The organism is Pseudarthrobacter sulfonivorans (assembly GCF_031454915.1).
Lineage (GTDB): Bacteria > Actinomycetota > Actinomycetes > Actinomycetales > Micrococcaceae > Arthrobacter > Arthrobacter sulfonivorans_C.
Genome location: NZ_JAVDRS010000001.1, coordinates 169,510 through 192,596 on the forward strand (window position 1 = coordinate 169,510; position 23,087 = coordinate 192,596).

Genomic DNA, 23,087 nt, shown 5'->3' on the forward strand with positions numbered 1-23,087 from the left:
GAACTCAATGTCTGTTTCTGAAAACCAGGGCTTCAACACCCGCGCCGTCCACGCCGGCCAGGCCTTTGAGCCCCGCACCGGCGCCGTAGTCCCGCCGGTTCACTTCAGCTCCACCTACGCCCAGGACGGCATCGGCGGCCTCCGCGACGGCTACGAATACGGCCGCGGCACCAACCCCACCCGTGACGCCCTGCAGGAACAGCTCGCGGCGCTTGAGGGCGGAACCCACGCGTACTCCTTCAGCTCCGGCCTCGCGGCGGAGGACTCCCTGATCCGGGCGCTGACGCGGCCCGGAGACCATATTGTCCTGGGCAACGACGCCTACGGCGGCACGTACCGGCTCATCAGCCGCGTGCTCGGCGACTGGGGGATCGGCAACACCCCCGTGGATATGGCGGACCTGGATGCGGTGCGCACTGCGGTGGCCGCGAACAAAACCCGCTTCGTCTGGGTGGAGACCCCCTCCAACCCGCTGATGAAGATCACCGACATCGAGGCGCTCGCCAAGGTAGCGCACGACGCCGGGGCCCTCCTGGTGGTCGACAACACCTTCGCGTCGCCCTACCTGCAGACCCCGCTCGCCCTGGGTGCCGACGTCGTGGTTCACTCCACCACCAAGTACATCGGCGGCCACTCCGATGTGGTGGGTGGCGCGATTGTGGTCAAGGACGCGGACCTCGCGGAGAAGATCGGCTTTGTGCAGTTTGCCGTGGGCGCAGTATCCGGCCCCATGGACGCGTTCCTCACCACCCGCGGGCTGAAGACGCTGGGTGTACGCATGGACCGGCACAGCGACAACGGCCAGGCCGTGGCGGAATGGCTGCTGCAGCGCCCCGAAGTGGAGGCCGTCCTGTACCCGGGCCTGCCCTCCCACCCAGGCCACGATCTGGCTAAGAAGCAGATGAAGAAGTTCGGCGGCATGGTGTCCGTCCAGTTCAAGGGCGGCGAAGCGGCGGCCCGCACGGTCGCGGAGAACACCTCGGTGTTCACCTTGGCGGAATCCCTGGGCGGCATCGAATCGCTGATGAACTACCCGTCGGAGATGACCCACGCCTCGGTCAAGGGCACCGAGCTGGCCGTTCCCGTCAACCTGATCCGGCTCTCCTGCGGCATCGAGGACGTGGAAGACCTGATCGCAGACCTGGAGCACGCCTTCACGTTCCTGAAGTAACCCCGCTCGTCCTGGTTCCCCGAAGGCACCCTGGCTTTCTTCAAGAAAGTTAGCTAGGGTGCCTTTATGGCACTTCGATCCGACTGGTCCCAACGCACCTGCAGCATGGCACGCGGCCTCGATATCCTGGGCGACCCGTGGACCATGCTGGTGCTCCGCGAGGTCTTCTTTGGCAATGGGCGCTTTGACGCCATGAAGTCCCGGCTGGCAGTGGCCGACTCCGTGCTCACCAAGCGGCTGGCGGGGCTCGTGGAGTCCGGGCTGCTGACGAAAAAGGCGTACGACGACGGCGGCCGCCCCCGTCAGGAGTACGTCCTGACGCCCAAGGGGGAGGACGCCCTTCCGGTCCTCAACGCTGTGGCCATCTGGTCCGAAAAGCATCTTCCCGCACCCTCCGAGCAGGCCCACATGTTCGTGATCCATTCCGGCTGCGGGCAACGGACCGGCTCCGCAGACACGTGCACGCATTGCGGGGAGCGGCTCACGGCCGCCAACACCAGCTGGCACAGCCTCACCCGCTCGGAATCTCCCGTCGAACTCGCAACGGCCACCGCATGAGCGGCACCGGATCGCGCCAGCGCCGCCGCCTGCACCCCGCCTGGACCGTTGCGGCCGTGGCCTTCCTTGCCCTCGTGGGAGCCGCCGGATTCCGGGCGGCGCCGGGTGTCCTCATGGTGCCGCTCCAGCAGGAATTCGGCTGGTCCACCACGGTGCTTTCGGCAGCCGTCAGCATCAACCTGGTGCTGTTTGGCCTGACCGCCCCGTTTGCCGCCGCCCTGATGGAACGCTTCGGGATCCGTGCCGTCACGGCCACCGCCCTGGTGATGATCGGTGCCGGCAGCGCGCTGACGGTCCTGGTCAACCAGTCCTGGCAGATCCTGCTCACGTGGGGGCTGCTGATCGGCCTCGGCACGGGGTCCATGGCGCTCGTCTTCGCCGCCACCATCGCCAATACCTGGTTCTCCAAGAGCAGGGGCCTGGTGATCGGCATCCTGACCGCCGGGAGCGCCGCGGGCCAGCTCGTGTTCCTGCCGTTCATCGCCATGCTGGCCCAGGATCCGGGCTGGCGGCAGGCCTCACTGCTGATCGCCGCCGGCGCGCTGGCAGTGGTTCCGCTGGTGCTGAAGTTCCTGAAGAACTCACCGGCCGACGTCGGGGCGTTGCCTTACGGCGAAACGGCACCTGAGGAGGGAGCGGCTGAGCCTGCTGCCGCTACAGGCCCGGCCGTGGACAGCGAACGCAGCAGCAACGCCGCCGTGCGCGCCCTCCAGGTCCTCAAGCGGGCCAGCCGGGAGCGGACGTTCTGGGCGCTGGTGGCCGGCTTCGCGATCTGCGGCGCCACCACGAACGGCCTGATCGGCACCCACTTCATCCCCTCCGCGCATGACCACGGCATGCCGCAAACCACCGCGGCAGGCCTGCTTGCCGTCGTCGGGATCTTCGACATCCTTGGGACCATCGCCTCCGGCTGGCTGACAGACCGCTACAACCCGAAAGTCCTGCTGGCCGTTTATTACCAGTTCCGGGGGATCGGGCTGCTGGTGCTGCCGCTGCTCCTGAGCGCCACCGTCCAGCCGAGCATGATCGTGTTTGTGGTGATATACGGCCTGGACTGGGTGGCCACGGTCCCGCCCACGGCAGCCATCTGCCGCAAGACGTTCGGCGCGGACGGCAGCGTGGTGTTCGGCTGGGTCTTCGCGGCCCACCAGCTCGGTGCGGCTGCGGCTGCCCTCGGCGCCGGTGCCATCCGTGACGCCACCGGCGAGTACACCTACGCCTGGTTCGGCGCCGCGGCCATGTGCACCATCGCCGCCGTGATCAGCGCGACCATCCGCAAGGACAAGTCTGACAAAGACCCCGCACCGGTCCCGGTGGCCGCCGCCTAGGCTGACGTTGTGGTGCCGGCCGCGGCGGCGGGCTTCCCGGTGAAGTACTCCCGCGTTGACGGCAGGAACCGGCACACCACTGCCAGCACAACGCCCAGAGCCAGGAGAACCACGCCGCTGACGAACGCCCCGCCGATGCCGAAGATCTGCGTGTCGCCGTAGGCCGGGTCCCACATCTGGACGGCGGAAATGAAGAACGCGGCGGTCAGGATCAGCGCCCCAAGCAGCGGAAGGATGCCGCGGAACCAGAGGTTGCGGGCAGATTCGCTGAGCGTACTCCGGAAGTACCAGCCGCACGCGAAGCCCGTCAGCGCATAGTAGAACGCGATGAACAGGCTGATGGCGCTGATGGAATCGGAGAGCAGATTCTCGCTGAGGAAACTCATGGCCACGTAGTACACCACGGCGGCGACGCCCATCACCTGGGTGGAGAATCCAGGAGTTTGGTTGCGCGTGTGGACCTCGCCGAACTTCGGTGGCAGCGCGCCATGCACACCCATAGACAGCGTGCCGCGGGCCGTCGGAAGGATGGTGGTCTGCGTGGAGGAGAGCACGGAGGCCAGCACGGCCACCACAATCAGCCAGCCCCACGGACCCAGGACCACATCCTTCATGGCCAGGAAGACATCGCTTTGGTTCGCTTCGTTGCCCAGCCCGATGCCTTCGGTGCCCACTGTGGCGTACATCATCACCAGCAGCGCCACCGAGACATAGATGGCCACGAGGACAAAGGCCGAAATTACGGCGCCGCGTCCGGGGGTGGTGGACGGGTTTTCGGTTTCCTCGTTGACGGCGAGGCAGGTGTCCCAGCCCCAGTAGATAAACAGAGCCAGCAAAGCGCCGTGCACCCCGGCGCCGGGATCGGCAAAGGCCCCGGCCGGGTTGAACCACTCGATGTCGAAGGCCTGGCCCTCGGGGGCGCCGCCCGCGATCCTGATGATGATCGCAAGCGCGAAGATGCCCAGCGAGACATATTGCACGTAGGTCAGGACGCGCTGGACATGCTCGCCCAGCCGGATGCCCCGGTAGTTCACCAGGGTCATAAAAGCAATGAACAGCACACCCGTGGCGGTTACTACCAGCTTGTTGTCGGCCAGCGAACCGTCGCCGATCAGTAGCCACAGGTACTGCCCCGCAACCTGCGCCAGGTTGGCCAGGACAACGATGCCTGCCAGAGCCACGCCCCAGCCGCCCAGCCAGCCGGCCCAAGGACCGAACGCCCGGCGCGACCACGTGAACGTGGTGCCGCAGTCCGGCATGGCGCTGTTCAGCTCACGGAAGGCGTAGGCGATGAACAGGACAGGAATGAAGCCGAGCACCAGGATCAGCGGAGTGTAGATCCCGTTGACGGCAACGATCAGCCCCAGCGTGGCAGCCAGCGAATACACGGGCGCCGTGGACGCAAGGCCCAGCATGACAGAGTCGCCGAGATCCAGGATTCCCGCGCGGAGTCCCTTGGCCGGGACGGCACTGCCGGACGGTCCGCCGGAGCCGCCGCCCGCCGTCGTCGTCCTCGCGCTCATGCTGTCACCGGGCTCGGAAATGTCAGGGGGCTCATAGTGCAATACCTGCTTTGCTTGATTTGCTGGATGTGCTGGACAGGGCCTGCGCTGAAAGCGGCGCCGGGGCGTCAATGGTGTTGGGCACAAAACGGCAAAAGTAGTCGGTGATGGGGCCATCCGATTCCCGGATCCCGCAGCCCACGGACTCGCCGTCCACCACCCACAGGCCCAGGACCGGATGGTTGCCGTCGAAGTCGGGCAGCGGCTGGAACTGCTGGTAGCACCAGCCTTCGCGGCCGTAGCCGCCAGGCTGCTCCAGGCTGATGCCCTTTGCGTGAATTTTGATGTTGTCACCTTCGCGCCCGTGGAGAGGCTTGGCCACCCATTCTTTGAGTGGCCCCGGCTCGTTGAGGTAGGCGGGCAGGAGGTTGGGATGGTCCGGGTACAGGTGCCAGAGGGCGGCGAGCAGGGCTTTATTGGAGAGCAACATTTTCCAGGCTGGTTCCACCCAGCGGGGACTGTGCGCACGTTGAAGCAGCCGGTGCCCGAACGGCTCCTTCATCATCAGCTCCCACGGGTACAGCTTGAACATGGTGCTGATCATGAAGTTGTCCAGATCCACAAAGCGGTTGAGGTTGGGGTCCCAGCCGATGTCGGACATGTTGATGCCGATGGTGGTCCAGCCTGCCTGGCTGGCAACATCGCGCATATAGGCGGCCGTCATCCAGTCTTCGCCGGACTCCTCGGCTTCGGAGTGGGCTATGTGCAACGTGCTCATCCCGGTGCGGTACTGCAGCTTCTTCCACTGCCGGATCAGGGCTTCGTGGATGCCGTTCCACTGGTCCTTCTCCGGGAACACGTCCTGCAGCCAGAACCACTGCGCGACGGCGGCCTCGATCAGTCCGGTGGGGGTGTCGGCGTTGTACTCGAGCATCTTGGCCGGGCCGCCCTGGCCGTCATAAATAAAGTCGAAGCGCCCGTACACGTCCATGTCGCCGGCCTGCAGCGACTCGGCGGCAAGCTCCAGGGCCTGCGGGCCGATGCCGATGTTCCCCATGGCGCCGGTGGCCAGGAACTTCGCCGCTTCCAGGCACATCTTGTGCATGTCCTCGGCCTGGATCTCGAGTGACTCCACCTCATCCATGGTGAATTCGTAGTAGGCGGCCTCGTTCCAGTATTCGATCTTCTTCCCACCAGGCATGGTGGTGGTGGAGAAGACCAGGCCCTGCTCTTCGATCTTCTGCTTCCAGCCGGGCCTGGGCTCCGATAACAACCGCTTCACGCCTAACCCCCCGTGCTTCCGCCCTTGGAGCTGCTGCCGAAGCCGCCCCTGCTGACGGTGCCGCCCTTGGTGCTGTACCCCGTGGACGCCTTGGCGCCGCTGGGGATGGTACTCGTGTAGCTCGGATATGCGGAGCGGTTCTGGCCCACGCCCGGCACACTGGCGCCGCGGGAGTAGAAGTACCACGCGTAGAGTGCGCCGCCGCGGCCCGCCGAACTGTTGCACTGGGCATCTTCCACCCGCTCGCCGGTCTCATCGTTGAAGCAGACCTGGGCGTACTCGGGCTCATCCTCGTTGCTTGCCACAATTGCGGTGATGGTGCCGGCCAAAAGGGCAGTGACGCCCAAACCCACGACGACGGTGCGCCGCTGGGAGCGCTTCTTGCGCGTGGCTGCCTCATGGGCCTGGCGCTCGCGGTCCCTCGCGAAGGGATCCACGGGAGTGACAGGTTCGTTCAGGAGTTCGGGGCGCAACTCCGGCTTGGGTACTTGCCATGGCGGGGGCTTGGGCGCGTCTTTGCCTTTGTCCTTGTCCGGACCGTTGGTTGGGTCGTTGTCCGCGTCCATGACATCCCCCCTCGGTAGTCCGTGCTGAAATCCGTGCTGAAAGCGGGCGCAACCGTGCGCCGGAAGCTGAATCCTGAAATCAGCCTAGCCGCTGCCCCGGCCGGCTGCGAGCGGGGACCGGGGGAGAAGTCCCCGCCCCGCCGCACCGACTTAAGGAACGTGCCGGAACTTACACTGGAGCCATGGAAACCGCATCAGTGCTTGCCGTCTGCCGCGTCCACCAGCTTCTCGCCGATGAAGGGACCGTCGGCGTCACGGCTATCGACAAACGCCCGGTGGAGGGTCCCGTTCGGGTCCATCGCCTGGGCTTGCACGGGGACGTCCAGGCGGACCGGATCAACCATGGCGGGGAGGACCAGGCCGTCTACGCCTATTCCCAGGCCGACGCCGACTATTGGACCGGCGAGCTCCAGCGCGACCTCCCACCCGGCATTTTCGGCGAAAACCTGCGCGTTGCCGGCATCGAAACCACCGGCGCCATCATCGGCGAACGCTGGAAGATCGGACTGGACGTCGAAGTGGAGGTCACGTCCCCGCGCACGCCGTGTGCTGCGTTCCAGCGGCACATGGACGAGCCCCGCTTCGTCAAGCGCTTCACCGAGGCCGGCCGCGTAGGCGCGTACCTCCGGGTGATCCGCACGGGAACCATCCAGGCCGGCGACCACATCCACCGCATTTTTGTGCCGAAGCACGGAATCACCGTGGGCAAGTGGTTCAGCGAACCTGACCTGGAGTCCATGGAGGCGCTTCGGGACGCCGACGCCGACGGCGAGATCCGCCTGCAGCAGCCTGAATTCGGGGTGAAGTTCGAACGGCTGGAGCGGCAGCTGGCCCGCTAGCCGCCCCGCAGGAGTGCCCGCCTAAGAGGCACCACCCGCGGCTATGTGCGCAAGCTCACCGCCGCCGTCGTGCGCTCAATTAGCCGCAATGCGGATTTGTACCTTACACTTGAAACATCCCCCACTCCGGAAATCCCTTATTCCTGCCCAATTTTTGAGGCAGGACTGGCAAGTGTTGGGGCCCGCACAAGCGATGCGGGCATTTTCATAGGGAGAGCCGGCTAAAGAAAACGCTGTACAGACTGCTGGGATAGCAGCCAAGAGATGCAGCGGGAAGTCCTGCCACGGGATTGCGAAAGCGCCGGACTTCTAAGTGACCGGCCGGTCAATGTATGCCCGGCACCCACGGCACACGTACTGCGGCTCCGCTCACCTCGGGTAGTGCCGCTTGGCCCCCTATGGATGAGGAAATTTCCCTATGCCCGAAAATCAGAACGACGCCACCGCCGAAGCGGTAACCGCCGAAACCGCTACCGTCGAGTTCACCGAGGCCGTTGTCCCCGCAGCAGAGCCCGCCACTGAGACTGAAGCTCCCGCAACCGAAACCGAAGCGCCTGTGGCCGAAGCGCCTGCCGCCAAGGCCGAAGAAGCGCCCGCCGCTCCCGCCAAGGCTGAGGAAGCACCCGCCGCCCCGGCTGAGGAAGAGGAAGAGGGCATCAAGTTCGCCGATCTCGGCATCGACGGCCGCGTCCTCGCCGCCCTGCAGGACGTCGGCTACGAAAAGCCTTCCCCCATCCAGGCAGCCACCATCCCGCTGCTGCTTGAAGGCCGCGACGTCGTGGGCCTCGCCCAGACCGGTACCGGTAAGACTGCAGCATTCGCAGTACCGGCACTGTCCCGCCTGGCCGAGCTCCACGACCTCAACGGCCCGTCCCGCAAGACCCAGGCCCTGGTCCTGGCTCCGACCCGCGAGCTGGCGCTCCAGGTTGCCGAGGCCTTCACCTCTTACGCCAAGCACATCGATGACTTCACCGTCCTCCCCGTCTACGGCGGCTCCGCCTACGGCCCCCAGCTCGCCGGCCTGCGCCGGGGTGCCCAGGTTGTCGTCGGTACCCCGGGCCGCGTGATCGACCACATCTCCAAGGGTTCCCTGGACCTGTCCGAACTCCAGTACCTGGTGCTGGACGAGGCCGACGAAATGCTGCGCATGGGCTTCGCCGAAGACGTGGAGCAGATCTTCCAGCAGACCCCGTCGGACCGCCAGGTTGCACTGTTCTCGGCCACCATGCCGAGCCAGATCCGCCGGATGTCCAAGCAGTACCTGAACAACCCCGCCGAGATCTCGGTCAAGTCCAAGACCACCACCGGTGCCAACACCCGCCAGCGGTACCTGCAGGTCATGGGCCCGCACAAGCTCGACGCCCTGACCCGTATCCTCGAGGTGGAAGAGTTCGACGGCGTTATCGCCTTCGTGCGCACCAAGATGGCTACCGAGGACCTGGCTGACAAGCTGAAGTCCCGCGGCTTCCAGGCTGCCGCCATCAACGGCGACATCCCGCAGCAGCAGCGCGAACGCACCGTTGACGCGCTCAAGGAAGGCCGCATCGACATCCTGGTGGCCACCGACGTCGCCGCCCGTGGCCTTGACGTTGAGCGCATCAGCCACGTGGTCAACTACGACATCCCGCACGACACGGAGTCCTACGTCCACCGCATCGGCCGCACCGGCCGTGCAGGCCGTTCCGGTGACGCCATCCTGTTCATGACGCCGCGCGAGAAGTACCTGCTGCGTTCCATCGAGAAGGCCACCCGCCAGCCGGTGGAGCAGATGCACCTGCCCACGGCCGAGACCGTTAATACGCTGCGCCTGGGCAAGTTCGCCGAGAAGATCACCGAGACCCTCGAGTCCGAGGACGTTTCAGCCTTCCGCGACCTCATTGCATCCTACGAGCAGGAGCACAACGTTCCCGCCGCGGAGATCGCTGCCGCGCTGGCCGTCATGGCACAGGGCGGACAGCCGCTGCTGGTCAAGGAACTGCCCGCGGCTCCTGAGTTCCAGAAGCGCGAGCGCTCCAAGGACGGCTTCGGCTCACGTGGGCCGACCCGTACGCTCACCGAGGGCAACGCCACCTACCGGATCGCCGTCGGACGCCGCCAGCGCGTTATGCCGGGCTCCATCGTGGGCGCCATTGCCAACGAGGGCGGCATTTCCTCGGCCCAGATCGGCGGCATCGACATCCGCTCGGACCACTCCCTCGTGGAGCTCCCGGCGGACCTGAGCCCCGAGCAGCTGCGCGCCCTGTCCCGCACCCGGATCGGCGGCGAGCTGATCCACCTTGAGCTGGACAACGGCCGCAAGCCTTCCGGTGGCGGCGAGCGTGGCGGCTACCAGGGCAACCGTGGCGGCGGAGACCGCGGCGGTTACTCCGGCGGCGGTGACCGTGGCGGCAACTTCAAGGGCAACGGCGGGTTCAAGAAGGAATTCCGCAAGTCCGACGGCGAGCGTTCCTCCGCTGACCGCGGCGGCCGCTCGTACAGCGACCGTTCAGAGCGCAGCGTTGGTGCCGAGAGCGGTTCCAGCCGCGGCCAGGCCAGCGATTCCCGCTTCGCCGGCCACGGCGACGGCTCGCGCAAGCCCCGCACCGAAGGCAGCCAGGGCGGTTTCAACCGCAAGGGCAAGTGGTAACCGTCAGCTAGTCTGACAAGTTTTTCCCCGAGGGGCCGGCTTTCGAGCCGGCCCCTCGGCATTTAACCCGGCCATAAGCCCGACCATTCAGTTGCCCGGATGTTCGCTTCGTCACATCAGTGCCGCGGCCGGGTTCCAATGGCTCCCCAGCAGGCCCCCGAAGGTACTTATTAGCCCGGATTTAGGCGGTTTTTCGTGTCCCGGGCCGTATCCGGCCGCCGATTTGTTGGTGGCCAAATCTTCCGGTAGAGTATTTACTCGTTGCCCCCCTAGCTCAGTGGTAGAGCGCGTTCTTGGTAAGAACGAGGTCACCGGATCGATTCCGGTGGGGGGCTCTGGATGAGGGCCTGTGTCAAGGCGGTTTTGACCGGCTTGATGCAGGTTTTTCTCATTCGTGGCGGTGTAGCTCAGTTGGTTAGAGCGCACGACTCATAATCGTGAGGTCGGGAGATCGAGCCTCCCCACCGCTACAGGCTAAGCCCCCGGAATCCCCCGAGATTCCGGGGGTTTCTAGTTAAAGAGAATTAACCCTTGACAGGTGGCCAATCTCCTGCATCCCCTTGTGTGATCGCCAAATCTCTAAGACGTGGCTACTAAATGGATGTTCCTCGAGCGCTCATCGGTTCATCCTGGCCGTGCGGCCTTCAGTCGCCCCTACAAGGGACTGGCGCCCTGCAGAGGCTGCTCAGGGCATCCGAACCTTCCTGGAGCCGCAGAAGGCGCTTGAGCGCCCAGTTGGCGACGCAGGCAAACCGCTACGAACATATCGAAACGTTCGCTAAGTGTGCCGGACATGGCCAAGGCCGGGATTTTCCTGCCAGGGCTAAGGCTTTAGGTAAACGGCAGCTCCGACGATGCGGGGCTATAGGCCTCGCCCGGTTTTGCGGTTGTCTCAGAGGCTTCTACAGGCGCGACCCTCATTTTGTTCCCGCTGATCAACCTCGGTGGATTCAAAGAATGACCAGAATGTCGGGGGGGCGAACCAGAAGTGCGCCCACTCACGAAGCTCGATGGGATGATTCCAGTGGCACTTTCCGATCAAGCCGGTGTGCCGTTAGTCACCGGGGACGCAGCGCGCAAGAATTAACTAGCGGCGGCTAACATTTCTGCCAGTATCGTCACACGGCTGTCGGTACCTGAATGGCGCCAGTCATTGACGGAGGTCAGGAGGTCTTCCCACGAGTCCACCTCTCGTTCTATACGACGCTGTCTTTCGTCAACACTTTCCGGGTCGGGGCTTGGTCCTCCTGCCTGAGCAACAGCAGCGGCGTATGCTCCCACAGCGTCCAACAACTCGGTTGCCTCATTTTCATGGGCATCCAATCGTGCTGCTGCAATCAAGGCGAGCAGAGACGAAATGGGAGGTCGAGATGGCACATTGATACCTGGTCCACCGCGGTTGATGTTAAACATGTTCGCCCTTACGGCAGCATCGTGGGCTCTCAGCGCCTCTATTCGCTCTGAAACCCCGACGTAGAGATCTTTGAGTGCGGAGTCGAACCTTAGCTGTTGTTCGAACCGCAAGCGGTGATCCTCTGCCTCGACCCGAGCGGTTTCAGATCTCTCGGCGATATTGCGGGCCTGCCACGCGATAACGACTGAAACTACTGCGACGGAGAACGAGGCCAGACCAGCGAGTGATGGAATGACAAGTTCTGACCAGGTCAGAAACGAGTCATCATCGGAAAGCTTCATCGTGAGCGCAACTACTTTCATGGCAATGGACGGAAGAATCACGGCGTGCATATAGCGAAGGCTATCCACCGCATGTAGCCGTAGCGCAAGGAAGGGCTGGCTATATCGCCCGTGCTCCAGACCGCGCCCCCCACACGGTGCGGCGTGACAGGTACTGCTCGGCCGTCCGACGGCCCGTCATCCGGGCGTCGTTAATCTAGCTGCCCATCTCCTCCCCATACTCCGCTCGCATCTCCGCCTCGAAGTCGGCGCGCATCTCCGCCTCGAACTCACGTTGTTCGGCGAGGAAATCCTCCTGTGCCTCGCCGTAGGCCCAAAGCACATCGATTCCGGCAGACACCATGTTGTATGTCTCCTCAAGGCACTTTCTAAGGCCATGGAAGTCGATGAAGTCCTGCGTGTCGGGAAGCCCACCAGGGTAGCGGAAGGTCTGGCCCTTCGGATCAGCCTCAATGAGCCAAGAGAGGGTGCGGCGGGTGTCGTTCGGCATTTCGGGTAGGTCGAGATGAGCGAAGTGTCCGGCTAACTCGGTAGCTATATCCCTCAGGCTGTGCGTCCTGTTGAGCCATCCCCGAAGTTTCTCTGGATCGAGCGACGCATCCTGTTCGCCGTTCGCCCGCCGGAGTTTGGCTGCATACTTGATCTGTTGTTTCAGCGATAGTTCAACTGCATGCCGCCATAGGTACATGAACGGCATAAGGATTGCGTCATCGATCGGCTGCCCACGGAATGAGGCAGCGAGTCGCTTTGCTGCCTCGACATACCCGAACTCGACGTCAGAGTCGCGTTGATACGGATAGCGAACGATGAGGCTCTCGCGATCTTCACTTGCGAAAACTTTGAACAGGTGCGGGCTTTTCTGTGGTTTGTTCCCCATCAATAAAGCATAGGGCTGGCATTGTCAGGAAACCGACTAGCCTCGCCCAGCACGCGGCAGGCGCCGAAGGCGCCGCGATGGCTTGGAGCGGGTGGCAAATCAGGGCTTGCTCACGTCAGGTATGGGAAGCCCTGCCTAGGACGCGTTAATACAAACCAAATGCGGATTCTGTCTCTGACAGAATTCTTCTATGTCTGCTGAGAAAGAGCTTCTGCTGCGATTGCGAACGGATTTAGCGAATCCCAACCTCCTCTCGATTGAAGATGTAGTTGTCAAAGCAGGTCCCCGTGCTTGGAAGACCGCTGCCCTCCTCACCTTCGGCGATAAATCGACGGGTGAGGTCAAGGGCCGCACCTTTGTCGTCCAAACTTGGGAGCGGAACACGCAGAGCTCCTACCAGTTCGAGAAACGAGCGGAGTATCGCTGGTTCTGTGAAGACGACGAGATCAACGCGGTCCAAGCCCTTCTCAACGAAAATCTTCCCAGCGACGGTAAGTTTGTTGTTGTCGAGGAGAACTCAACGGTGGTACTTCTGCAGAGACTTGCCAGGGGAGACTCCGCCCCAGCTGTCTCGCTAGTATCCGATCTCCTTAGGATGCCTGAGGTTCGTGAGGCTCTGTCAAAAAGTGATGCTGTGGCGGCGGGAAGTTCGTTAGTAGTCGCGCAGCGTCAGCGCGCCGCGCTGGCAGTTCTAGAGGCTGCAGTCAACAACCCCGACAGCAGTGAGCACGCACTGCAGTCAGCTTTGGATAACCAGTGGTGGCTCTTCGGGGGCCAATACATGGGGCAAAACCAGAGGCGGCAGCTAACGGCTCTCGACCAGTTGGATATCCCGTTGCTGCGTGCAGACGGGAGTATCCATGTCGTCGAGCTGAAGCGAGCCCACATTCCCAGGCTCGTGGAGCCGTATCGCAGTCACCTCATCGTTGGTAGCGATGTTCATCAGGCTGTAGGACAAACGATGAACTATTTGCGGGCGCTCGATGAGCAATCGGCTTCCATTCAGCAAACCCTGGGGATTGATGTGCGACGAGCAACGGCGACTGTGGTCATCGGCCACCCTCAGTTTCTGAACGGCAACCGAAGCGCAGTGGATGTGTCCCAGACGCTGCGCACCTATAACAGCCACTTATCTAGGGTTCAGGTGATTACCTACGCCGAGCTGATCGACGGAGCGAAGGCAGCGCTTCGGCTCGTTGATGTCCAGCCTGAGCTCTCCGAGGAGCACCCTGCTGACTTCCCAGGGCCGGATCCGGCATCCGGCTGGGAGAGCGAACCGCCGTTCTGAATCTGTGGCAGGGATCGGCCAATGTGGACTCGGGGATGGTTCAAAGCGCTGGCCTTGCACCGCCGGGCCAGTGGAGAGCTACGTCGACATCTCTGGCAGACCAAGATTGTCCGTGCCGTTTTGCCGTTAGTCGCAGAACTTCTACCAACTCCATATAGCGCGCGTACCTTCCGGGGCCGACGAGAGCGTGAGGCCCAAGCTCTCTAAGCCGGCATGGGCGCGTCGGTCATATACCGCCATGCGCTCAGGTACTGCTGCCAGTAGAACAGCTGACGCTAGTGCGTCCCCCTTTTGGAAACCAGGCAACGGTGACAATGCAGCCCTCCCGGCAGAAGCAGCTTTAGATACGGGCAGCAATGCGTCATTGACGGTCATTGACGGCAGACACGGCCTTCTCCGTTACATCCCGAACTTCCTGATCTTTCAAGATCATCAGGTCTCGAACCCATGGCGTGTCCGCACGGAGTCGCTTCCAGAAGCAGTGCCCCGATATCGGCCTTGCCAATGCTGGACCTCTCCCGAATTCAGTCAGCGCCCTCGATGAGCACCTCGTCGTGTGCCGGAGAGGTACCGGACATGTAGGCCGCGAGGGATTCGTGAAGTGTCTCCCAGACTTGCGGTTCGTCTACAACTCCAAGTGCTTCGTCCGGCTCGTCCCTAGCTCGAAGCATGCCACAATTTGACCAATCGTCCTGTTATGGCGAGCGGATGGGGCCGCGAGGGTTCTTAACGACGAGCAACCGTGGCTTTTCTGTGTCCAACGTTATTCGTGGGTCCCCGCTATGGCTTCGGTTAACTAGGTTCTTTCGTCGGCCAGATAGCGGCCATGATAGAGATTGAGTTTAAGACTAGATGGTGACCGTCGTGTGAGCTGGAACTGCCACATGACAGGTTCAACCGAATCGGGATCAACGCAAGGGGTACGGGCCGTGGCGCTCAAGAAATCGGATCTTTACAGCTCACTTTGGAAGAGCTGTGATGAACTGCGCGGTGGCATGGACGCCAGCCAGTACAAGGATTACATCCTGACGATGCTGTTCGTGAAGTACGTGTCGGATAAGTTCAAAACTGACCCGGACTCTCTGATCGTGGTACCAGTCGGCGGCTCTTTCGACGACATGATCGCAGCCAAGGGCGACAAGGAAATCGGCGACAGGATCAACAAGATCATCGCCAACCTCGCTGAGGCCAACAGCCTTCAGAAGGTCATCGACCTGGCCGATTTCAATGACGAAGAAAAGCTGGGCAAGGGTAAGGAGATCCAGGACCGGCTGTCGAAGTTGGTCACCATCTTCCAAGACCTCGACTTCCGCGGCTCTCGCGCAGAGGGCGATGACCTGTTGGGAGACGCCTATGAATACCTTATGCGACATTTCGCAACTGAGTCGGGCAAATCTAAGGGTCAGTTCTATACGCCGGCCGAGGTCTCACGAATTCTGGCCAAGCTCCTCGGTATCAACGCCGAGACGCAGTTTTCGGAGACAGCCTACGACCCCACTTGTGGCTCCGGATCCCTGTTGCTTAAAGTCGGCGATGAAGCCCCCAACGGCCTAACCCTGTATGGCCAGGAGAAGGACAACGCGACCTGGGCATTGTCCAAGATGAATATGATCCTGCACGGTAATGAGATCGCTGATATCCGCAAGGGTGACACGATAACGAGCCCCCAATTTACCAAGCGTGACCAGCTCGAAGTGTTCGACTTCGTGGTGGCCAATCCGCCCTTTTCGGTGAAGTCCTGGAGCAACGGTCTGGAGAATGAGTTCGGCCGTTTTGAATACGGCAGGCCACCAGAAAAGAACGGTGATTATGCGTTCCTGTTGCACATCCTGAAATCAATGAAGAGCACCGGCAAAGCGGCAGTTATTTTGCCGCATGGCGTCCTGTTTCGAGGGAACGCTGAAGCCGCCATCCGCAAACGGCTATTAAAGCAAGGCTTCATCAAGGGCATCATCGGGTTGCCCGGCAACCTCTTTTATGGCACGGGCATCCCCGCCTGCATCATCGTTTTGGACAAGGAAAATGCGGCAGCCCGGACCGGCGTGTTCATGATCGATGCTTCCAAGGGGTTCATCAAGGACGGCAACAAGAATCGACTACGTTCGCAAGATCTACACAAGATCGTTGATGTCTTTACTAAGCAGACCGAGCTCGAACGCTATTCGCGGATGGTCCCGCTGTCTGAGATTGCGGATGACAAGAACGACTACAACCTGAACATCCCCCGCTACATCGACTCCTCGGAGCCGGAAGATATTCAAGATCTCCAAGCCCACATCCACGGCGGAATTCCAGAGCGCGACGTCGCCGCCCTTGCTGGGTATTGGGATGCCTTTCCAACCTTCCGCTCGACACTTTTCCAGCCGAATCGCCCCGGTTACAGTGACCTAGCAATTGACGTCGCTGATGTGCAACAAACCATCCTCGATTCCATGGAATTCAAGCAGTTCGCCAAGGAGATTGGTGCTGAAGTTGACAACTGGTTCGGTGCCCACCGAGCCAGATTGGAAGCAATCACCGAGGACACGAAGCCAAATGCTCTCATTGCCGAGCTGGGCGAGGACTTGCTGGCTAGATTCAGGCACACCCCGTTACTAGACGAGTACCGCGTGTACGAGCAGCTCATGTCCTATTGGCACGATGTGATGCATGATGACGTCTTTCTCATCATGAATGACGGCTGGGCCGGCGCGGCAACCCCGCGCAAGACAATTGACGACAAGGAACGCAAACTGGCGGAGAGGCCTGACTTGGTCATTGGCTCCGGCCGTAGTGCCGCTAGGTACAAGATGGATCTAATTTCACCCGCGCTTGTCGTTGCCCGCTATTTCGCCGCTGAACAGATCAAACTGGACGAACTAGCTGTTGCTGCCGAAGAAGCCAGCCGCAGCGTCGAGGAATACACAGAGGCGCATGCCGTCGACGAGGGACTGCTTGCCGACGCCATGGACGATGACAAGATCACGAAGGTCCTTGCAACTGCACGTCTGAGGGCTGCCAGACGTGAAGCCACGGACCCAGAAGAAGTAAAAGCGTTGGAGCACCTTGTCGGGCTCTATGACTCCGAAACGGCAACCAAGAAAGCGGTCAAGGAAGCGCAAGTCGACCTCGACCTCGCTGCACTCAAGAAGTACGGCGACCTGGAAGCGGAAGAAATCAAGCAGCTTGTGCTCGATGACAAGTGGCGAGCTGCGATCGGCGGCCGTATTGCAGGCGAAGTGGATGGGCTCACCCTTGGACTGGTCGCACGGATTCAGGAACTGGGTGGGCGGTATGCGGCAACCACCACCGACCTAGACAGCATGCTTTCGGAGCTAGAAGGCAGGGTCTCCCTCCACTTGGCCAAGATGGGGATCAAATGACAGCATTTCCCACGGCGACTGTCCGGTCCTTGAGCGAGGTTGTTACGAAGGGCACTACACCCACTTCGCTCGGTCGTGCCTTCGTGTCGAGTGGTGTTCGCTTCATTAAGGTTGAAACCATCGCCACAAATGGAACTTACTTACCAGACAAAGTCGCTCATATCGATGCGGATACGCACAACTTGTTAGGTCGTTCTCAGCTACGTCAGGACGACATTCTGTTTTCAATTGCTGGTGCGCTCGGCCGCACGACGATCGTTGACAAGTCTTGGCTACCTGCAAATACCAATCAGGCTTTTGCCATTATCAGGCCCTGCAAACGGAGTGGTATCGATTCCCGGTACCTCCTCTGGGCGCTGAGGAGCCAAGCCATAGGAAGACATATATCGGAAATTAATGTTCAGGCTGCACAGGCGAACCTGTCTCTCGAACAAGTTAGATCATTCGAAATACCGGTCCCCGAAATGGACACTCAGAAGCTGATCTCCAAGGCCCTCGATGACGCCGATAACCTGATAACCACGCTGGAACGTTTGATCGGCAAGAAGCATGCGATCAAACAGGGAATGATGCAGCTGCTTCTTACCGGCAAGACCCGCCTGCCCGGATACACAGAGCCGTGGACGAAACAGCGCCTTGGAGCACTTGGTACCCTCTTAAAGGGCCGTGGAGTCAGGCGTGATGACGTGCGTGCATCCGGGATCCCCTGTATCCGGTATGGCGAGATATATACGGTCTTCAATGACTACACGCGATCTGCGAAATCTTTTGTTTCGCCGGAGATTGCTTCGACTGCGCTACCAATAAAAACGGGTGACCTTCTGTTTGCCGGATCCGGGGAGACCCGCGATGAGATCGGGAAATGCGTCGCCTATATCGGACCCATTCCAGCAGTCGCGGGCGGTGACATCGTGGTGCTTCGCGGTGATGTATTCAACTCCGTCTACTTGGGCCTGCTTGCCAATACTTCAGTCGTTGTCGATCAGAAATCCCGAGCCGGCCAGGGGGACGCCGTCGTCCATATCAGCAGCCAGGCTCTTGCTGACATTGAGGTGGAGCTTCCGCCTCGCAACGAACAAGACGCCATTGCTGAGGTTGTCGTCGATGTGGATCGTGAGATTCGTTTGCTTCGTGGCCGGCTGACAAAAGCCAAGGCTATGAAGCAAGGCATGATGCAGGATCTCTTGACTGGCCACACCCGCCTCGCCGTTGCGGACGTCGATGCATGAGTGCTGGCAAGTCGGTTCGTCTCTTCCTGGCTGATGGAACTCCAGGCGGTCTGTTGACGGCCGAGATCATGAACTGGACGGGGCATGTCGTGGCAGCCCCACGTTCGGATCTTGGGTCGCTGTTGAAGCGCCCTGAGGCCGGCCGCACCGGCATCTATATTCTTCTCGGTGATGATCCGGACAGTATGGGCGGTTCGCTGGCATATATCGGGGAAGGCGATGACGTAAGTAAACGGCTATACCAGCATTCCCGCACAGAGGACCAAGGTGGAAAGGACTTCTGGGAGCGGGCCATCGTACTCACGAGCAAAGACTCCAATCTCACCAAAGCCCATGCCCGTTATCTGGAATCTCGCTTAATTACATTGGCGCGACAGGCGAGCCGGGCTCGTCTTGTGAACGGCACTGCTCCCGCACCATTGCCCCTGCCCGAGTCTGACATATCGGATATGGAGTACTTCATCTCACAGGCCAAGATTGCGCTGCCGGTGTTAGGGGTGAATCTGTTTCGGAACACAAGCGTTTCAACCGCACCAATTGATCCGGTTGAGCCCAATCCGGCAAGTCAGCCTTCCGTCTCACCGCTTTTCGAAATGCGTCTAAAGAAGGATGGCATTGTGGCCACCGCTCACGAAGTAGACGGTGAGTTTACCGTGTTGGAGGGCTCCCTCGCTCGGCCCTCGTGGATCGGCGTTGAGGACGGTTATCGCCGGTTGCGGGACAAGCTGGAACAGGATGGCACCTTGGTCCCAACCGCTGATGGCAGGCTGGCTGTCTTCGCTCGGAGCCAGGTATTTGCCTCACCATCGGCCGCAGCTGCGATCGTGAGCGGACGAAATTCCAACGGCCGCGCGGAATGGAAACTTCACTCAAGCGGCATGTCATATGGCAGTTGGCAGAATCAGGAAATAGAACTAAATCTCGGGGGATCTGGCTTATGAGCGAGGTTGGACAGGTTGAACGCAAGACACAAATCCGGGTAGTGAAGCTGTTTCGAGAACAGCTTGACTATGATTATGGCGGCAATTGGGAGTACCGCGAGGGTAATTCCCACGTTGAAACTGAACTACTCGAACAGAACCTCCGGGCGCGAGGCTATGACGACAACCTGATCAACAAAGCCCTTGAGCAGCTCAAGAGGGACGCCTCACTGGGTGGCGGCCGTAAGCTCTACGAGGCCAACCGTGATGTCTACAACCTCCTGCGCTATGGCGTTAAGGTCAAGCCTGGCATCGGCGAGAACACCAAAACTGTCTGGCTGATCGACTGGGAGAACCCCGAAGCCAATGACTTCCTGGTGGCGGAGGAAGTCTCAATCAAGGGAGAGCACAACAAGCGCCCGGATATCGTGCTCTACGTTAATGGCCTGGCACTCGGTGTCATAGAGCTTAAGCGCTCAAAGGTCGGTGTCTCTGAAGGTATCCGCCAGAACATAGGAAATCAGCGCCAGGACTTCATCCGGCCATTCTTCACAACTGTTCAGTTGCTTTTTGCCGGCAATGACATCGAGGGCCTGCGCTACGGAGTCATCGAGACACCAGAGAAATACTGGCTGTCATGGAAGGAACCATCTGAGACAGAGGATCCACTGGATCGTGGGCTACTTCAGATGTGCCGCAAGGAGCGCTTCCTTGAGTTGATCCATGATTTCATCGTTTTTGACTCCGGCACCAAAAAAACCTGCCGTCACAACCAGTACTTTGGAGTCAAAGCAGCGCAGGAGCGCATTGCCAAGCGCGAGGGCGGCATCATCTGGCACACCCAGGGATCGGGTAAGTCCCTGACCATGGTGTGGCTGGCCAAGTGGATCCGTGAGCACAAGACTCAAGGTTCGGAGCAGGCCCGAGTCCTCATTATCACCGACCGCACCGAGTTGGACGAACAAATCAAGAAGGTCTTCAACGGGGTCAACGAGGACATCTATCGCACCAGCTCAGGACCCGATCTGATTGCGGCGCTGAACAAGCACGAGCCCTGGCTCATCGGGTCCTTGGTGCACAAATTCCGGTCTGGCGACGATGACCAGGCACGGGACGAGGCCAGTGGCGCCTTCATCGCCGAGTTGAACGCCACGATTCCCGCCGGCTTCTCTGCCAAGGGGAACCTTTTCGTTTTCGTAGACGAAGCACACCGCACCCAGTCGGGGAAGATGCATCAGGCCATGAAGCGGCTGCTGCCGGGCGCGATGTTTATTGGTTTCACCGGCACGCCGCTGCTAAAGAGGGACAAGGCGACCAGCATGGAAACCTTCGGTACCTTCATCCACACCTATAAGTTCGATGAAGCAGTCGACGATGGCGTGGTGCTGGATCTACGCTATGAAGCCCGCAATATCGATCAGGAATTGGTCTCCCATACCAAGATCGATCAATGGTTTGATTCCGCGACGAAGAACATGACCGACGTATCCAAGGCCGAGCTTAAGAAGCGCTGGGGCACGATGCAAAAGGTCATCAGCTCGGAGCCACGATCGAAGCAGATCGCCATGGACATCATGTTCGACATGGCCACCAAACCACGCTTGATGGATGGCGCGGGCAACGCCATGCTCGTCGGCGCCAGCATCTACCAGGCCTGCCAATTCTATGAGATGTTCAACCAAACCCACCTCAAGGGCAAGGTCGCCATCGTTACCAGCTACAAGCCGCAGCCGGGGGACATCTCCAAGGAAGACACCGGCCACGGCGCAACCGAGAAAATACGCCAATACAACATCTACCGGCAGATGCTCGCCGACTACTTCAATGAGCCTGCCGACCAGGCAGTGACGAAAGTCGAACAGTTCGAGAAGGAAGTCAAAGAACGGTTCATCAACGAACCGGGCCAGATGCGGTTGCTGATCGTCGTCGATAAGCTCCTCACCGGCTTCGATGCACCTTCCGCCACCTACCTCTACATCGACAAAAAGATGCGTGACCACGGACTCTTCCAAGCCATCTGCCGTGTCAACCGACTCGACGGTGACGATAAGGACTACGGCTACATCGTGGACTATCAGGACCTCTTCAACTCGCTTGAGGACGCGATCACTGATTACACCCAGGGAGCGTTCGAGGATTATGACGAGGATGACGTCAAAGGCATCATGAAAGACCGTCACGTCCAAGGACGGAAGGATCTTGACGATGCCCTGGAGCGCGTCCGTGCCCTCTGCGAGGCGGTGCTGCCACCCAAGCAACCGCAGCAGTATCAGCACTACTTTGTGGCCACCGAAGTCGGCAACGCCTCGCAAATCAAGGCCAATGAAGCCAAACGCGTAGAGCTTTACAAGTCTGTAGCTGCCCTTACACGCGCTTATGCGGCTATCGCCACCGACATGGATAAGGCCGGCTATAACGACGCTCAGGCAGCATCTATCGCAGCTGAGGTCAAGCACTACGTTGACGTCGTGGCCGAGGTGAAGGTTGGTGCTGGCGAGAACGAGGACTTCAAGCAGTACGAAGCCGACATGCGCTTCCTCCTCGACACCTACATTCGAGCCGATGCCTCGCAGGTCGTCGCAGACTTCCAAGACGTCGGGCTGGTGCAACTCATCGTCAAGGAGGGTGTCGCCGCCCTAGACAAGCTCCCCGAAGGCCTCAAAAAAGACCCAGAGGCCATGGCCGAGGTGATCGTCAACAATATTCGGCGGGTTATCGTCGACGAGCAAGCGATGAACCCCAAGTACTACGACACAATGTCTTCCCTGCTCGACGCCATCATTGAGAAGCGGCGTCTGGGGGCACTCGAATACCAGGAATACCTCCACGAGTTGATTGCACATGCCAAAGCTGTTGGAGCCGAAGGAACCGGCAACAACTACCCCGCATGGGCAGTAGACGGTGCGCAGCGGGCGCTCGTGGATTTCGACTTCGAAGATCCAAACCTGGCGGTGCAGGTTGACGCCGCTATCCGCGGTGGCAAGCCCCACGATTGGGTAGGCAACGTCATGAAAGAGAAGGTCGTAAAGCGAGCGATTCAGCGCGTTTTGCCCGATAGTTTTGATCGCTTCGACGAACTGTTTGATCTCGTGAAGGCCCGGCATGAGTACCGCTAACGCCTACATTCGAGTTGCCGGCATTGATGTGGACGTCGTCTACAAACACATCAAGAACATGCATATCGCCGTTTACCCACCACTGGGACGAGTGCGCGTGGCAGCTCCGGAGCGCCTGGATGATGACGCCATTCGACTGGCAATCGTTCAGCGGTTGCCCTGGATCAAGCGCCAACGGGAGCAACTGCGCAACGCCGTGCGCCAGTCCGAACGCGAGATGATAGCCGGGGAATCTCACTACGTCTGGGGACAGCGTTACAGGCTCCACGTCATCCACACGCCAGGACGGATTCGCTTCGACACCTCCGGCAACAAACTGATCATGCACGCGCCGGAAGACAGCGCACCAGAAGCCAGGCGAGATGCGCTGGATAAGTGGTATCGGCAGGCATTGAAATCTGAACTCCCAGCTCTCATGGCGAAATGGGAGCCAATCATTGGGCCTAAAGCCGCCAAGTGGTCAGTTCGCCGGATGAAGACCAAGTGGGGATCATGCAACCGGGAGTCGGCCCACATCTGGTTCAATACGGAGCTGGCCAAGAAACACCCAAACTGTTTGGAATACGTCGTCGTACACGAGATAACCCATTTGCTTGAACGCAACCACAACGAACGCTTTGCCGAGCTTATGGACGCTTTTCTGCCTGATTGGAGAGCGCGCCGGGACGAACTGAACACAGCGCCATTATCCGAAGAAAAGTGGGGCACGGCGTAGCTCAGGGGCCCCC

General features: G+C 60.6%; 17 protein-coding genes and 2 tRNA genes. 13 read left to right on the forward strand and 6 right to left on the reverse strand.

All coding sequences use genetic code 11. From position 1 onward, the window contains the following. The first annotated feature begins 7 nt into the window (after positions 1-7). The 3 genes from J2808_RS00805 (at position 8) to J2808_RS00815 (ending at position 3,057) form a co-directional block, all read left to right on the forward strand. Positions 8-1,171, forward strand: coding sequence for a cystathionine gamma-synthase (locus tag J2808_RS00805; RefSeq protein WP_309810217.1), 1,164 nt, complete (start codon positions 8-10; stop codon positions 1,169-1,171). A gap of 66 nt (positions 1,172-1,237) precedes the next feature. Continuing rightward, positions 1,238-1,729 carry a winged helix-turn-helix transcriptional regulator gene (locus tag J2808_RS00810; RefSeq protein ID WP_309810220.1) on the forward strand — a complete coding sequence of 164 codons (492 nt, stop codon included), beginning with the start codon at positions 1,238-1,240 and terminating at the stop codon, positions 1,727-1,729. Next, complete coding sequence (locus tag J2808_RS00815) at positions 1,726-3,057, forward strand: MFS transporter (RefSeq protein ID WP_309810223.1); 1,332 nt, start codon at positions 1,726-1,728, stop codon at positions 3,055-3,057. The genes J2808_RS00810 and J2808_RS00815 overlap by 4 nt, the downstream gene beginning before the upstream one ends. Here J2808_RS00815 and J2808_RS00820 read toward each other — a convergent pair. The 3 genes from J2808_RS00820 to J2808_RS00830 are packed head-to-tail and all read right to left on the reverse strand — an operon-like array spanning position 3,054 to position 6,407. Continuing rightward, entirely contained in the window at positions 3,054-4,580 is a 1,527-nt protein-coding gene (locus J2808_RS00820) for an APC family permease (protein ID WP_309810226.1), read from the reverse strand. The two genes, J2808_RS00815 and J2808_RS00820, sit on opposite strands and share 4 nt — an antisense overlap. 31 nt (positions 4,581-4,611) lie before the next feature. Next, positions 4,612-5,841, reverse strand: coding sequence for a glutathionylspermidine synthase family protein (locus J2808_RS00825; RefSeq protein WP_309810229.1), 1,230 nt, complete (start codon positions 5,839-5,841; stop codon positions 4,612-4,614). Positions 5,842-5,843: 2 nt separating this feature from the next. Then, complete coding sequence (locus tag J2808_RS00830) at positions 5,844-6,407, reverse strand: Tat pathway signal protein (RefSeq protein WP_309810232.1); 564 nt, start codon at positions 6,405-6,407, stop codon at positions 5,844-5,846. Positions 6,408-6,589: 182 nt separating this feature from the next. Here J2808_RS00830 and J2808_RS00835 point away from each other — a divergent pair, with 182 nt between their 5' ends. The 4 genes from J2808_RS00835 (at position 6,590) to J2808_RS00850 (ending at position 10,342) form a co-directional block, all read left to right on the forward strand. Further along, entirely contained in the window at positions 6,590-7,246 is a 657-nt protein-coding gene (locus tag J2808_RS00835) for an MOSC domain-containing protein (protein ID WP_309810233.1), read from the forward strand. Between the two features lie 418 nt (positions 7,247-7,664). Next, positions 7,665-9,872 (forward strand): DEAD/DEAH box helicase, encoded by a 2,208-nt coding sequence (locus tag J2808_RS00840; RefSeq protein ID WP_309810235.1) that lies wholly within the window; start codon positions 7,665-7,667, stop codon positions 9,870-9,872. A gap of 263 nt (positions 9,873-10,135) precedes the next feature. After that, a tRNA-Thr gene (locus J2808_RS00845) sits at positions 10,136-10,207 on the forward strand. 61 nt (positions 10,208-10,268) lie between these two features. Further along, positions 10,269-10,342 (forward strand) — tRNA-Met (locus J2808_RS00850). Positions 10,343-10,955: 613 nt separating this feature from the next. On the opposite strand, the gene J2808_RS00855 is transcribed toward J2808_RS00850, so the two are convergent. Together J2808_RS00855 and J2808_RS00860 are read right to left on the reverse strand one after the other, a co-directional pair. Continuing rightward, positions 10,956-11,618 carry a hypothetical protein gene (locus J2808_RS00855; protein WP_309810240.1) on the reverse strand — a complete coding sequence of 221 codons (663 nt, stop codon included), beginning with the start codon at positions 11,616-11,618 and terminating at the stop codon, positions 10,956-10,958. A gap of 145 nt (positions 11,619-11,763) precedes the next feature. Next, complete coding sequence (locus J2808_RS00860; protein WP_309810243.1) at positions 11,764-12,444, reverse strand: hypothetical protein; 681 nt, start codon at positions 12,442-12,444, stop codon at positions 11,764-11,766. Between the two features lie 190 nt (positions 12,445-12,634). Here J2808_RS00860 and J2808_RS00865 point away from each other — a divergent pair, with 190 nt between their 5' ends. Further along, entirely contained in the window at positions 12,635-13,732 is a 1,098-nt protein-coding gene (locus tag J2808_RS00865) for a Shedu anti-phage system protein SduA domain-containing protein (RefSeq protein WP_309810246.1), read from the forward strand. A 524-nt stretch (positions 13,733-14,256) separates the two neighbouring features. Here the strand turns inward: J2808_RS00865 and J2808_RS00870 are convergent. Next, positions 14,257-14,403, reverse strand: a complete 147-nt coding sequence (locus tag J2808_RS00870) for a hypothetical protein (RefSeq protein ID WP_309810249.1) — start codon at positions 14,401-14,403, stop codon at positions 14,257-14,259. A gap of 213 nt (positions 14,404-14,616) precedes the next feature. Here J2808_RS00870 and J2808_RS00875 point away from each other — a divergent pair, with 213 nt between their 5' ends. From J2808_RS00875 to J2808_RS00895, 5 genes are read left to right on the forward strand one after another with little or no spacing between them, the layout of a single operon-like run. After that, a complete protein-coding gene (locus J2808_RS00875; RefSeq protein WP_309810253.1) occupies positions 14,617-17,094 on the forward strand; it encodes a type I restriction-modification system subunit M in 2,478 nt (825 codons plus the stop codon). Continuing rightward, complete coding sequence (locus J2808_RS00880) at positions 17,091-18,323, forward strand: restriction endonuclease subunit S (RefSeq protein ID WP_309810257.1); 1,233 nt, start codon at positions 17,091-17,093, stop codon at positions 18,321-18,323. The genes J2808_RS00875 and J2808_RS00880 overlap by 4 nt, the downstream gene beginning before the upstream one ends. Continuing rightward, positions 18,320-19,264 (forward strand): GIY-YIG nuclease family protein, encoded by a 945-nt coding sequence (locus J2808_RS00885; RefSeq protein WP_309810260.1) that lies wholly within the window; start codon positions 18,320-18,322, stop codon positions 19,262-19,264. The genes J2808_RS00880 and J2808_RS00885 overlap by 4 nt, the downstream gene beginning before the upstream one ends. Continuing rightward, entirely contained in the window at positions 19,261-22,359 is a 3,099-nt protein-coding gene (locus J2808_RS00890) for a type I restriction endonuclease subunit R (protein ID WP_309810263.1), read from the forward strand. The genes J2808_RS00885 and J2808_RS00890 overlap by 4 nt, the downstream gene beginning before the upstream one ends. Continuing rightward, positions 22,346-23,074, forward strand: coding sequence for a M48 family metallopeptidase (locus tag J2808_RS00895; RefSeq protein WP_309810266.1), 729 nt, complete (start codon positions 22,346-22,348; stop codon positions 23,072-23,074). The genes J2808_RS00890 and J2808_RS00895 overlap by 14 nt, the downstream gene beginning before the upstream one ends. Positions 23,075-23,087: the final 13 nt, after the last annotated feature.